A 12,828-nucleotide genomic window follows, 5' to 3' on the forward strand; every position below is an offset into this window, starting at 1 on the left:
ATAATAGTATATTAAAATACTGCTCCTTGCTAATTAGGTAAGTAAGTGGGTCGGAATAATTAAAGGCTTGTAGTAATGGCTTCAGCCCTATTTTTTAAATGCTGGAGCCGTTTAATACGAACCAATTTAATTAATTTTACATTGGGTAACATAGTTTGATTTATTCTTGCCCACTTACTTGTAGTGATACTTAAAATTATCTCTGTAGCCTAACTAGTAAATGCAAAGTTCAGCATTTTTATACTCACTAGAATAAACTCTTTGCAGTACGAAAACTAATTTATTTAGCAGTTACAGCCAAAAGGGTCGCCAGTCGAGGGGCAAGGGATACACCATGAGTTTTGCATTACCTCAATTCGTTGCTGTTCATCAACTGCATCACCAGATTTGATTTTATTTGGGTCAAGATTGAACTGCCACTGAACTGTCAAAGCTCTAGCATCTGGTACCCCATACTTTTCAAGCACGCTGTATAAGCCAGCATTATTAACGCTTTCAAGCAGTTTTTGTTGAATTTCGTCTTTTAACTGCTGTAGTGTTTCAGGATTCATAACTGTTTTCGTTTCTTACAGGATGTGTCTAATTCCAGCTTTACTAGTAATAATTACGTATAGTGTTACAAAAGTTCATGTTTTATTGCCGGATGTACTTTAAGTATTGATGAACCATAAGAGCGTACAATCTTGGCTACGTTTCTATTTAGGTACTGAGGATGACAGAAAAGCGATCCCTTGATTGCAGAACGCTATAAGCAGCTTACTGAAGAGAATAAGTATGGTAAGTTACGCCAAGGCACCAACAGCTTAAACAATAAGATGGGCTTTCACTCGCCGTCAGCCTCTCTCGCTCAATTCTTAATTCCCGTCGCAGCAATACCTTGAATAAACTGACGTTGACCGATAAGAAATAATACCATTACTGGAACTGTCGCTATTGTTACTGCTGCCATCATCAAGGGCCAATTATTCGTAAATTGTTCCTGAAACTCAGCCAATGCCAGTTGTACTGTCCTTAATTCGGGACGGGTTGTAAATACCAGAGGCTTAAACAAATCATTCCATTCGCCGATGAAGGTAAACAAAAACAGCGTCACCAAGGCGGGACGGGCTAAAGGTAACATCACTCGCCACAAGATTTGTAGTCGGTTCGCCCCATCTATGGCTGCGGCTTCCTCTAACTCCACGGGAATTGTCTGGAAATACTGACGTAGCAAGAAAATGCCAAATCCGTTGACAGCAGTGGGTAAAATGAGCGCCCCATAGGTATTTATCAAGTGTCCCCACTTCAAAACCAAAAAGATGGGAATCACTAATAACTGAAAAGGAATCACCAAAGTTGCTAAAACGACCAATAGCAGTGCTTGGCGTCCCCGAAACTTCAGCCGTGCTAGGGCGTAACCAGCCAAAGCAGAAGTGACAATCTGAAACGCCGTCACAGCGATCGCTACCAAGGTAGAATTAGCAAACGCCAGCAAAAATTTTCCCTGTTGCCATGCAACGCGGTAATTAGCTAAAGACCAGTTATTTTTGGACAAATTTTCTGGGCTGGCGGCCGTAGGTGCAAAGGAGGTGAGAAAGACCACAAACAGCGGTAGTAGAACGATAAATGCCCCTAGCAGTAACACTACTAGGCTCAAAAAATCGCCAGATTTCAGATTCGGGTTTGGTTTAAACATAACTTGAACTGCAAAGCATTTGTTTCGCTAGGACTAGAGCATCTTCCCCAGCAACAGTTAATCTATAAACATAGTTACTTGTTAAGTTAAATTAAACCACAGTGATTGTTACCCTCAGTTCATAGGGTAAATTGAATCCTGGTGTCAAATAATTCAGGTTTACAGGAGTAAACATAAACCATGCAGCAGCTTGCAGACCAATTTAAAGAATTAGATTTCAAGAGCGAAACATACAAAGATGCTTATAGCCGGATTAATGCGATCGTGATTGAAGGGGAACAAGAAGCCCATGAAAATTACATCACACTCGCCCAACTGCTGCCAGAATCTCATGATGAATTGATTCGTCTATCTAAGATGGAAAGTCGCCATAAGAAAGGATTTGAAGCTTGTGGACGCAATTTGCAAGTAACCCCAGATTTGCAATTTGCTAAGGAGTTTTTCTCTGGGCTACACCAAAATTTCCAGACAGCGGCCGCAGATGGAAAGGTGGTTACTTGCTTATTAATTCAGTCTTTAATTATTGAATGTTTTGCGATCGCAGCATATAACATTTACATCCCTGTTGCCGATGACTTTGCCCGCAAAATCACTGAGGGAGTAGTAAAAGAAGAATACAGCCATCTAAACTTTGGAGAAGTTTGGTTGAAAGAACACTTTACAGAATCCAAAGCTGAATTAGAGCAAGCAAATCGCCAAAACCTACCTATCGTGTGGAGAATGCTGAACCAAGTAGAGGGTGATGCCCACACAATGGCCATGGAAAAAGATGCTTTAGTAGAAGACTTTATGATTCAGTACGGTGAAGCATTAAGTAATATTGGTTTCACGACTCGCGATATTATGCGCTTGTCGGCCTACGGACTCATCGCCGCTTAAAAAAAGTTAGGAGCAAAGCCGGAGACGCTTCGCCTCCGGTGAGGAATTATGAGTCGTACTCCCAAATCCTAACTCCCAACTCCCAACTCTCAACTCCTAAAGCTATTAAATTCCACGCTCTCAAGACAGCATAAGCCTAATAATCACTACATGTTTGGTCTAATTGGACATCTGACTAGTTTAGAACACGCTCAAGCGGTAGCTCAAGAATTGGGATACCCAGAATATGCCGATCAAGGGCTAGACTTTTGGTGCAGCGCCCCGCCGCAAATTGTTGATAGCATTATTGTCACCAGTGTAACTGGGCAACAAATTGAAGGACGGTATGTAGAATCTTGCTTTTTGCCAGAAATGCTAGCTAGTCGCCGCATCAAAGCCGCAACGCGCAAAATCCTTAACGCCATGGCCCATGCACAGAAGCATGGCATTAACATCACAGCTTTAGGCGGATTTTCCTCAATTATTTTTGAAAACTTTAAGTTAGAGCAGTTTAGCCAAGTCCGCAACATTAAACTAGAGTTTGAACGCTTCACCACAGGAAACACACATACTGCCTACATTATTTGTAAGCAGGTGGAAGAAGCGTCAAAACAACTGGGAATTGATCTGTCAAAAGCGACTGTTGCTATATGTGGAGCAACTGGGGATATTGGTAGTGCAGTTACACGTTGGCTAGATGCGAAAACAGATGTCCAAGAACTTTTGTTGATCGCCCGCGATCAAGAACGTCTCAAAGAGTTGCAAGGCGAACTGGGACGAGGAAAAATCATGGGTTTGACAGAAGCACTGCCCCTAGCTGATGTTGTAGTTTGGGTTGCTAGTATGCCCAGAGGCGTGGAAATTGACCCCACCACATTGAAACAACCCTGTTTGTTGATTGATGGTGGTTATCCTAAAAACTTAGCGACAAAAATTCAGTACCCTGGTGTACACGTCTTAAATGGTGGAATTGTAGAGCATTCCCTGGATATTGACTGGAAAATTATGAAAATAGTCAATATGGACGTGCCAGCCCGCCAATTGTTTGCTTGTTTTGCCGAATCAATGCTGCTGGAATTTGAGAAGTTATACACGAACTTTTCGTGGGGACGGAATCAGATTACCGTAGACAAAATGGAGCAGATTGGTCGGGTATCAGTAAAACATGGATTTAGACCACTGCTGGTTTAACTGTAAGGGTTAGGAGTTAAAAGTTAGGAGTTAAAAGTTATAACAGTTAAAAGCTAAGAACTTTCATCAGTACACTCCTTCTAATATCTAACTCATCACTCCTAACTCCTAACTCCTCACCCCTCACTCTGAAAAACCTATAACTCGTACCTATAACCCCTACGATGGCAACTACCGAGCGTAAACCGCTATTGTTAGATTTTGAAAAACCCCTAGCAGAACTCGCAACCCGAATTGATCAAATTCGGCAACTTGCAGAAGAGAATGGCGTCGATGTTTCTGGTCAAATTCGTCAACTAGAAGCACGCGCTATGCAACTGCGTGAGGAAATTTTCAGTAGCCTATCCCCGTCTCAGCGACTGCAAGTCGCTCGTCATCCGCGTCGCCCCAGTACTCTCGATTACATTCAGGCTATTAGTGATGAATGGATGGAATTGCATGGCGATCGCTGTGGTGGTGACGATCCGGCTTTAGTTGGTGGTGTCGGTCGTCTGAGTGGGCAACCCGTGGTGATGTTGGGTCATCAAAAAGGCCGTGATACCAAAGACAATATTGCCCGTAACTTTGGAATGCCCTACCCTGGCGGTTACCGCAAAGCGATGCGGTTGATGGAACACGCCAACAAATTTAGTATGCCGATACTAACTTTTATCGATACGCCAGGAGCTTGGTCTGGCGTAGAAGCAGAACATCAAGGTCAAGGAGAAGCGATCGCCTACAACTTGCGCGAAATGTTCTGCTTAGATGTGCCAATTATTTGCACAGTCATTGGTGAAGGTGGTTCCGGTGGCGCACTTGGTATTGGCGTAGGCGATCGCCTACTCATGTTTGAACACTCAGTTTATACAGTCGCTACCCCCGAAGCCTGCGCCGCCATTTTGTGGAAAGATGCTGGCAAAGCTCCCCAAGCCGCTGTTGCTCTGAAAATTATTTCCCACGATTTGAAAAAGTTGGGAATTATCGACCAAATACTACCTGAACCCACTGGTGGTGCTCATTCCGATCCTTTAAAAGCTGCTACCACTCTCAAGCAAGTCCTGCTAGAAAATTTGGACGAACTCAATCGTTTAACAGCTCCAGAACGCCGCCAACTGCGCTATGAAAAATTCCGCAAAATTGGTGTTTTTACAGAAGTTGCCCACTAACAGCACTACATAATGATTGATTAGCCGAGCAGCAATGCTATAATTGCCTATGTGCTTAAAGATTTTTAACAATCTAGCCATAGGCATTTGCATGTTTGAGAAATCTACTCAATTTGATTGAGTGGGTTTTGTGTTATTAGGTAATCTAATTTGAGTGTACGGCGTGGTTTTCCAGGCGATGATTTGTTGTCTTCACTGGTAAAACTTACAATATGCCAACTATTGCACTGCATCATAGCAGTTGCTTAATGGAAATCATCAGATTTTTAGATTCCTTTAATATATCCAAACCGAGAAATGTAAATAATTGGGTGGTAATAGGCTTTGGGAACTGCCAAAAAATTGGGAGACACCATGAGTGTTGAGCAAAAACGACGCGCCCTGATTACTGGGGCAAGTAGTGGAATTGGGAAAGCAACGGCTTTAGCCTTTGCGAAAGCGGGAATAGATGTCGCCTTAGTCAGCCGTTCTTTGGATAAGTTGGAGGCGGTAAGAGAAGCAGTCGAGCATACTGGGGTGGAAGCGAAAGCTTACGCTGTAGATTTAGCGCGGATATCCGAAGTAAAAGAAAAGATCCAAGCGATCGCTCTTGACTTTGGTGATATAGACATTCTGGTAAACAATGCGGGCCTTGCCTATACAGCTACTTTGAGTGAAACTCCTCTAGAGGACTGGCAGCAGGTAATTGACTTAAATCTCACCAGCGTGTTTCAGTGCATTGTGGGGATTTTACCCTCAATGCGCAATCAGGGTACAGGCACAATTATCAACGTCGCCTCAATTGCCGCCAAGCAGCCCTTTCCCGGTTGGGGAGCATACAGCGTTAGCAAAGCTGGTTTGATTGCCCTCTCTCAAACCCTGGCACAAGAAGAACGCACCCACGGCATTCGTGTCACAGCTATTTGTCCTGGCGCAGTCAATACTGAACTTTGGGACACAGAAACAGTCCATGCCGACTTAGACCGTTCCAAAATGTTAACGCCAGAAATTGTGGCTCAGTCAATTCTCCACACAGTTCTGTTACCACAACAGGCAGTTATTGATGAATTGACCCTGATGCCCAGTGCTGGTGCACTCTAATTGCGAAGTTGGAAGTTAGGAGTTAGGAGTTAGAATTTTTAACTCATAACTCATAACTCATAACTCATAACTAAATTAAAACCATAACCAAGACTGAATCATGACTATCGCTAGTTCCAACGGTTCCAATTTCTCTCAATCACCTCTGATTCCTGATTTGGCAGAAGCCATAACTCCTAGACCCGATCGCAATACTCATAACGGGCGACAAGCGGATGTGTTCCCGCCAAAAGAGGAACAGCTGGAGGACATGAAGGATGCCGTGCGGACACTAATATTGGGCGTTGGCGAAGACCCCGAACGCGAAGGACTCCTCAAAACACCCAAGCGAGTGGCCGAGGCAATGCGGTTTCTTACCAGTGGTTACAACCAATCCCTTGAAGAACTTGTTAACGATGCCATCTTTGATGAAGGGCATAGCGAGATGGTACTAGTTAGAGATATTAATTTCTTTAGCCTGTGCGAACACCATATGCTGCCATTTATGGGTAGAGCACACGTTGCTTATATCCCCAACCAAAAAGTTGTGGGACTGAGTAAACTCGCCCGCATTGTTGAGATGTATTCCCGTCGCTTGCAAGTGCAGGAGAGGTTAACCCGCCAAATTGCCGAAGCAATCCAGACCATTCTAGAACCTCAAGGTGTCGCCGTTGTCATGGAAGCTAGCCATATGTGTATGGTGATGCGGGGGGTTCAAAAACCAGGCTCTTGGACTGTCACTAGCGCAATGGTTGGTGCGTTCCAAGAGGAGCACAAAACCCGCGAAGAATTTTTTAACTTGATTCGCCACCAACCAGCGTTCTTTTAAGTGCTGAGTTAGGAGACGCGATTAATCGCGTCTGTACAGTTAGGAGTTAGGAGTTAATTCACAACTTATCACTCCTAACTTCTAGATAACTCAATGTTTTTTAGGCTCTGAAATAGAAGTGCTACTTTATCTAAATCCTTATCTCCAGGTGCGCGTTCCACACCACTAGATAAATCAACACCGCTGGGATTAACCTGACTCAGGGCTTCAACAATATTATCTGCTGTTAGTCCCCCAGCTAGAAACCAAGGGCAATTGGGGCTAAATTGCTCTAGCATTGTCCAATCTAAGGTTTTGCCTGTACCACCAAGTTGTTCGGGATGGTAGGCATCAAGTAGTAAAGTATCTACGTACTTTGTGTAATTAGCTACTGTGTCAAGATTATCAAGACTCCGAATTCTCAGTGCTCTAATAATTTCGACATTGGGTAAAGCTTGACGTAACTGGTAGCAAAAATCTGGTAATTCATCTCCGTGTAACTGGACACCAGTCAACCCAGAATCAACAACTATCTTACTGATTTCAGGGACACTAGCATTGGCAAAAACACCAATTGTGTCAATATTAGCCGGAAGTTCTGCCACTGCTGCCCGAATTTGGGATGTAGTCACATAGCGAGGTGAGGTTGGTACACAAATAAATCCTAGTGCCGTTGCGCCTAGAGAGGCGATCGCTATAGACTGCTGTGGTTGGGTAATGCCGCAAATTTTAACGCGCATGAAAATTTAACAAATTTAAAATAATCATCAAAAAAGTCTCAACTATCCGAAAAACTTTTGTGCCTTGGTAATTTTATAATTTTGTAGGTCTACATTTTAGGAGACAAAAGCTTGATTTCATCTATTTTACTAGCAGCAGCTGCAACTGTTCCCGCAACACCTGCGTGGAATCCTACAGTAGGCATCATCATCAGCATCAGCAGCTTAGTAATGGTTTTACTAAGTACTAGGATCGAAAAACCCCTAGTTGGTCCCAAGTTCCCCATCCTGCCGATTAGTATTCCAACATTCGTTGCAGCGATGGCTTTTGGTCATATTGTTGGCGTTGGCATCGTTTTAGGATTGACTAACATCGGTCGTCTGTAGTTTTGCAATGATCGCGGCGTTCCAAGCAACGCCGCGATCAATACAAAACTCCTAAAAACGATTTTGGTTCTTTCTCCAGCAAGACAACTCATAAGCATTAGCCATTCAGCCTCTGTGTAGTCACTCTAACTGAGGAGGGAGGTATTAACCTTCCCGTTGAGAGACGATCCAACTACTTCATCAGCGGAGGATTTATATGGCTTTAGAAACGGGATTAATCCCTTCTGTAAGGCTTATGTAAGTTAGTTCATGCAAGAGAAAGAACCAATGATGTCATCAATATTATTAGCAGCCCAAGCCACTGTACCCAACAGTGGAACCACATGGAACTTAACTGAAGCGGCTATTATTACTGGCGCTTGTATATTATGTCTTTTGATTATTCCTCGCACAATTCGCTATCCTCACGTTGGGCCTAAGATGCCTTTGCCTTTTCCGTCGCTGTTCAATAATCCCAGTGCCGCTACATTCCTTGCTGCAATGAGCGCCGGTCACCTGATTGGCACTGGTACCGTCTTAGGATTAACTAATCTCGGCATTATCTAAATTTTATTTTTTCCATCTGACACACTCAAGAGGCGGGGTAGGGGAGTAAGAAAGAAGCAAAGAGCAAAGGAGAATTTTCCCCTCAGCAAGAGCAGCACCCCGCCCCTTTGCCTCTTTGTCAATGACCCACTCCAGAGTTTTGCTTACAGGCATTAATTGTCTATTCTAGAAATAAGAGCATTTCGTAACTCGACACTACCGAATTGATGCTCAGAAATATATGTATAAGTATATACGCAAATATTGCGGTGTAGGAACTACTGGCAATATCTAGTTTTAGGATAATGTAATGCAAACAAATTGGAAAATTGGGTCTTTATTTGGAATTCCCCTGTTTTTAGACCCGTTATGGTTTGTGATTTTAGGGTTGGCAACTCTCAACTTTGGGGTAGCTTATCAGGAATGGGGGCCTGTTATAGCTTGGAGTGCTGGAATAGTTATGGCACTGTTGCTGTTTGGTTCGGTGTTGCTACATGAGTTGGGTCATAGCTTGGTAGCCCGATCGCAAGGCATTAAAGTTAATTCGATTACCCTATTTCTGTTTGGCGGGATTGCTGCTATTGAAGAAGAGTCTAAAACTCCTTTCAAAGCCTTTCAAGTAGCGATCGCTGGGCCTTTGGTGAGTATCGGACTCTTTTTCCTGCTTCGGTTGGGAGCTACCGTGATACCTGATACCAGTCCTCTCGGTGTTATGGTTGGAGATTTGGCAAGAATTAACTTGGTGGTAGCTCTATTTAACATGATTCCCGGCTTACCTCTAGATGGAGGGCAAGTGTTAAAATCAGCACTATGGCAAATAACAGGTAATCGTTTTCAAGCCGTACACTGGGCTGCAAAAGCTGGGCAAATATTGGGTTACAGTGCGATCGCCTTAGGATTTGTTGTAGATTTTGTGACAAAGGAATTAGTACTTGGTTTGTGGATTGCCCTGTTAGGTTGGTTTGCTGTCCGCAACGCCAACAGCTACGACAACGTAACAACATTGCAAGAAAGCTTGCTCAAGGTGGCGGCGGCCGATGCGATGACCCGTGATTTTCGAGTCATTGATGCTGACCAAACATTGCGATCCTTTGCCGATTTATACCTCTTAGAAAACTCTCCCTCACAAGTTTATTTTGCTGCTTCTGATGGACGTTACCGGGGTCTAGTTTCCATTGACGATTTTCGTTTAACCCAAAGGAGTGAATGGGAAACCCAAACCTTACACAGCATTGTGCATCCGCTGACAGAAATACCCACTGTTACGGAAGCAACATCGATAGCTGAGGTAATTAACAAACTGGAAAATGAGCAGTTACCTCGAATTACCGTGCTTTCTCCGGCTGGTGCTGTAGCTGGTGTAATTGATCGGGGAGATATTGTACGGGCATTGGCACAAAAGTTAAATTTGCGGATCACAGATGCTGAAATTAAACGGATCAAAGAAGAAGCTAGCTATCCGCCTGGGTTGCAACTGGGAGTAATAGCGAAGTCAATTACAGAAATCAAGGCAGAAAGCCCATCGGCTTTTAGCCTTGGGAGCGTCAAAAACTAAACGTCATACCCTCGTCATAGTTTGGCAATAGATTCGTCAAAAGCTTGTGTGATATTGAATTTGGTATTTGGTTACAAAATGCTTTTTTTGGGTAAAAGGTAGGATTTCCTACCTTTTTTATTTTTCAAAGTAAGGTGAGATCGATAAACCTCTTCCTCCCTTAAACTCAACTTCAAGTCTTTCCCTCTCCGAGTCGGAGAGGGATAGTTTTACGTGGTAAAACCAGGGAGAGGTTTCTTTAACATCGCCTCATGATGATTGGGAAATTATTAAAACTTCAAGTTTAAAGCGAGTAAAATGTAAGTACGTGATATACTACGTCTCTCACTTACCCTGGTTTTATGGCACTGCCAATTGTTGCAATTATCGGACGCCCAAATGTGGGCAAATCCACCCTGGTTAATCGACTCGCCGGGGAACAAACGGCGATTGTCCATGATGAACCGGGAGTGACACGCGATCGCACTTACATGCCAGCTTTCTGGAATGGGCGCGAATTTTTAGTGGTAGACACTGGTGGTTTAGTTTTTAATGATGATACTGAATTTTTACCACTGATTCGCCAACAGGCAATGACAGCCCTTGCAGAAGCATGTGCCGCTATTTTTGTTGTAGATGGTCAAACAGGCCCCACATCGGCAGATTTAGAAATCGCCGAATGGATGCGTCAACAACGCGTACCTGTGCTACTAACTGTAAATAAATGTGAATCCCCAGAACAAGGCTTAATGCAAGCTGCCGAATTTTGGGAATTAGGATTGGGCGAACCCTACCCCATCTCCGCAATTCATGGAAGTGGTACAGGAGAATTACTCGACGAGTTAGTTAATCACATACCTGCTATTGAAGACATCCCAGAAACTAATGAAATCAAAGTAGCAATTGTGGGACGTCCAAATGTAGGCAAATCGAGCTTACTCAATGCTTTTGTTGGGGAAGAAAGGGCAATTGTCAGCCCAATTTCTGGCACAACCCGCGATGCTATTGATACCGTCATCGAACGAGACGGACAAACCTACCGCTTGATTGACACCGCCGGTATTCGCAAAAAGAAACACATAGAATACGGCACAGAATTCTTTAGTATTAACCGTGCTTTCAAAGCGATTCGCCGCGCTGACGTGGTTTTATTAGTAATAGATGCCGTAGATGGAGTCACTGAGCAAGACCAAAAATTAGCTGGGCGGATTATCGAAGAAGGTCGAGCTTGCATCATCGTCGTGAATAAGTGGGATGCTGTCGAAAAAGACTCTTACACAATCTACGACTACGAAAAAACTCTGCAATCACGATTACATTTTACCGAATGGGCAGAAACAATTTTTGTCAGTGCCTTGTCAGGACAACGGGTAGAAAAAATTCTCGAATTGGTGAAAACTGCGGCTGAATCTCACAAACGCCGTGTCAGTACATCAGTTATTAACGAAGTTTTAACAGATGCCGTCAGTTGGCATTCACCGCCAGCATCCCGTGGTGGACGTCAAGGCAAAATTTATTATGGTACACAAGTAAGTAGCCAACCACCAACGATCGCACTATTTGTCAATGACTCCAAACGCTTCAACGACAACTACCGCCGCTACATTGAACGCCAATTCCGGCAACAACTAGGATTTAAAGGTACGCCAATTATCTTACTGTGGCGGAGCAAAAAAGTCCGTGATGCTGAAAGTGGTAATGTTAATAGAGCAACTCGCGTCAAATTAAGTTAGGAGACGCGATGAATCGCGTCTGTACAAGAGAGATGTGATGAATAGCGTCTGTACAGGAGTTATGAGTTAAAGCCAAAATTGTTAACTACAGAACCCTATCGACTTGAATTTGATAGCGGCACAACGTAAAAGTTATAAGTTAAAGTCAAAACTCCTAACTCCTCACTCTTAACTTTCAAATGGATTTACTGCGATCGCTACCACTTGGACTTTATTTAGAACAACCCCAAACTTGGCTGCATAAAATCGATCCGCGAGTCAAGTTTGCTTGGTTGATGAGCTTTTTAACAAGCTATGTTTTGGCTAACAGCTTTTGGCGAGTGCTGCTGGTGGTAGTATTGATTCTTGCTACCTTGATTGCTAGAATTCCCCGACGAGTATGGCAGCAGCAAATGGGTTGGCTATTAATGTTATCGTTTTTTGTCTTAGCGATCGCAGCCGTAAGCCCTGATGGAATGGGTGTAAATTATCAGCCACGCCTGCCAACTAACGAACAAATATTAACCCAGCCATCAAACTCCAATAATATTGTTCAAGAGCAAGCAAGTAATAACAAATACAGCTATGTGTTATTTCATAAAGGCCCAGTCAAAGTAACTCGCCGCTCCTTGGATTTGGCAATACGCCTGAGTACAATTATATTTACCGTAATTTACAGCACCAACCTGTATCTGCTGACAACCGCACCAGAAGAAATCACATCTGGCATAGAAAGCCTAATGCAACCCCTGCGACGTTTCAAGTTACCTGTCACAGAAATTGCTTTAACTTTAACCTTGTCTTTGCGCTTTATTCCCCTGGTTTTAGAAGAAGTGCAAAACTTATTTCGCTCCGTGATGACAAGGGCAATCAATTGGAAAAAGTTGGGATTGAAAGGAGCATTCAAAGTTTGGATGACAGTCGCAGAGAGACTGTTAGAAAACCTGCTCTTACGAGCCGATCAAATGGCGAATGCAATGATGGTGCGGGGTTTTACCAGTCCCAACGAGCATCGAGTGCAGTGGCACGACTTACGATTAAAAGGGCGTGACTGGCTTGCTATTGCAACTTTAATTTTATTCTGGGGAATACGGCTAGCTATAGGAACTCAGGTCTAATTTTGCACCGAGAAAATGGTAAGAGGTAATAGATAATTGCATTTTGTCAGTGGTCAGTAGTCGTAGTTATTTGTACTCACTGCTGAAAAATGTTAAC

At 43.4% G+C, this 12,828-nt stretch carries 13 protein-coding genes; 10 read left to right on the plus strand and 3 right to left on the minus strand.

Annotated features, from left to right (window positions below):
- Nucleotides 1-284 precede the first annotated feature (284 nt).
- Complete coding sequence (locus ACEYW6_RS06945; protein ID WP_196512182.1) at nucleotides 285-551, minus strand: hypothetical protein; 267 nt, start codon at nucleotides 549-551, stop codon at nucleotides 285-287.
- Nucleotides 552-847: 296 nt separating this feature from the next.
- Nucleotides 848-1,675: a carbohydrate ABC transporter permease gene (locus ACEYW6_RS06950; RefSeq protein ID WP_412979140.1), complete on the minus strand. Its 828-nt coding sequence runs from the start codon at nucleotides 1,673-1,675 to the stop codon at nucleotides 848-850.
- A gap of 180 nt (nucleotides 1,676-1,855) precedes the next feature.
- Here ACEYW6_RS06950 and ACEYW6_RS06955 point away from each other — a divergent pair, with 180 nt between their 5' ends.
- The 5 genes from ACEYW6_RS06955 to folE all read left to right on the plus strand — a co-directional run bounded on the left by ACEYW6_RS06955 (nucleotide 1,856) and on the right by folE (nucleotide 6,757).
- The gene (locus ACEYW6_RS06955; protein WP_190895594.1) at nucleotides 1,856-2,554 is read left to right on the plus strand and encodes an aldehyde oxygenase (deformylating); all 699 of its coding nucleotides are present in this window, start codon (nucleotides 1,856-1,858) and stop codon (nucleotides 2,552-2,554) included.
- 150 nt (nucleotides 2,555-2,704) lie between these two features.
- Complete coding sequence (locus ACEYW6_RS06960; protein ID WP_190895595.1) at nucleotides 2,705-3,724, plus strand: long-chain acyl-[acyl-carrier-protein] reductase; 1,020 nt, start codon at nucleotides 2,705-2,707, stop codon at nucleotides 3,722-3,724.
- A gap of 164 nt (nucleotides 3,725-3,888) precedes the next feature.
- The gene (locus tag ACEYW6_RS06965) at nucleotides 3,889-4,869 is read left to right on the plus strand and encodes an acetyl-CoA carboxylase carboxyltransferase subunit alpha (RefSeq protein WP_190895596.1); all 981 of its coding nucleotides are present in this window, start codon (nucleotides 3,889-3,891) and stop codon (nucleotides 4,867-4,869) included.
- Between the two features lie 354 nt (nucleotides 4,870-5,223).
- Entirely contained in the window at nucleotides 5,224-5,949 is a 726-nt protein-coding gene (locus tag ACEYW6_RS06970) for an SDR family oxidoreductase (RefSeq protein WP_412979141.1), read from the plus strand.
- A 100-nt stretch (nucleotides 5,950-6,049) separates the two neighbouring features.
- Entirely contained in the window at nucleotides 6,050-6,757 is a 708-nt protein-coding gene (gene folE / locus ACEYW6_RS06975) for a GTP cyclohydrolase I FolE (RefSeq protein ID WP_190895597.1), read from the plus strand.
- Nucleotides 6,758-6,831: 74 nt separating this feature from the next.
- On the opposite strand, the gene ACEYW6_RS06980 is transcribed toward folE, so the two are convergent.
- On the minus strand, nucleotides 6,832-7,476 hold the full coding sequence (locus ACEYW6_RS06980) for a phosphoribosylanthranilate isomerase (protein ID WP_412979142.1): 645 nt from the start codon (nucleotides 7,474-7,476) through the stop codon (nucleotides 6,832-6,834).
- 111 nt (nucleotides 7,477-7,587) lie between these two features.
- On the opposite strand from ACEYW6_RS06980, the gene psaK (ACEYW6_RS06985) reads away from it, so the two are divergent.
- From psaK (ACEYW6_RS06985) to ACEYW6_RS07005, 5 genes are all read left to right on the plus strand, one after another.
- Nucleotides 7,588-7,842, plus strand: coding sequence for a photosystem I reaction center subunit PsaK (gene psaK, locus ACEYW6_RS06985; RefSeq protein WP_190895599.1), 255 nt, complete (start codon nucleotides 7,588-7,590; stop codon nucleotides 7,840-7,842).
- Between the two features lie 267 nt (nucleotides 7,843-8,109).
- The gene (gene psaK, locus ACEYW6_RS06990; RefSeq protein WP_190895600.1) at nucleotides 8,110-8,388 is read left to right on the plus strand and encodes a photosystem I reaction center subunit PsaK; all 279 of its coding nucleotides are present in this window, start codon (nucleotides 8,110-8,112) and stop codon (nucleotides 8,386-8,388) included.
- 289 nt (nucleotides 8,389-8,677) lie between these two features.
- A complete protein-coding gene (locus ACEYW6_RS06995; RefSeq protein ID WP_412979143.1) occupies nucleotides 8,678-9,922 on the plus strand; it encodes a site-2 protease family protein in 1,245 nt (414 codons plus the stop codon).
- Between the two features lie 341 nt (nucleotides 9,923-10,263).
- Entirely contained in the window at nucleotides 10,264-11,634 is a 1,371-nt protein-coding gene (gene der, locus ACEYW6_RS07000; RefSeq protein ID WP_196512186.1) for a ribosome biogenesis GTPase Der, read from the plus strand.
- A gap of 179 nt (nucleotides 11,635-11,813) precedes the next feature.
- Nucleotides 11,814-12,731, plus strand: a complete 918-nt coding sequence (locus ACEYW6_RS07005) for an energy-coupling factor transporter transmembrane component T family protein (protein WP_412979144.1) — start codon at nucleotides 11,814-11,816, stop codon at nucleotides 12,729-12,731.
- The last annotated feature ends 97 nt before the right edge of the window (nucleotides 12,732-12,828 follow it).

It is taken from the genome of Nostoc sp. UIC 10607, assembly GCF_047228265.1.
Taxonomy (GTDB): Bacteria; Cyanobacteriota; Cyanobacteriia; order Cyanobacteriales; family Nostocaceae; genus Nostoc; species Nostoc foliaceum_A.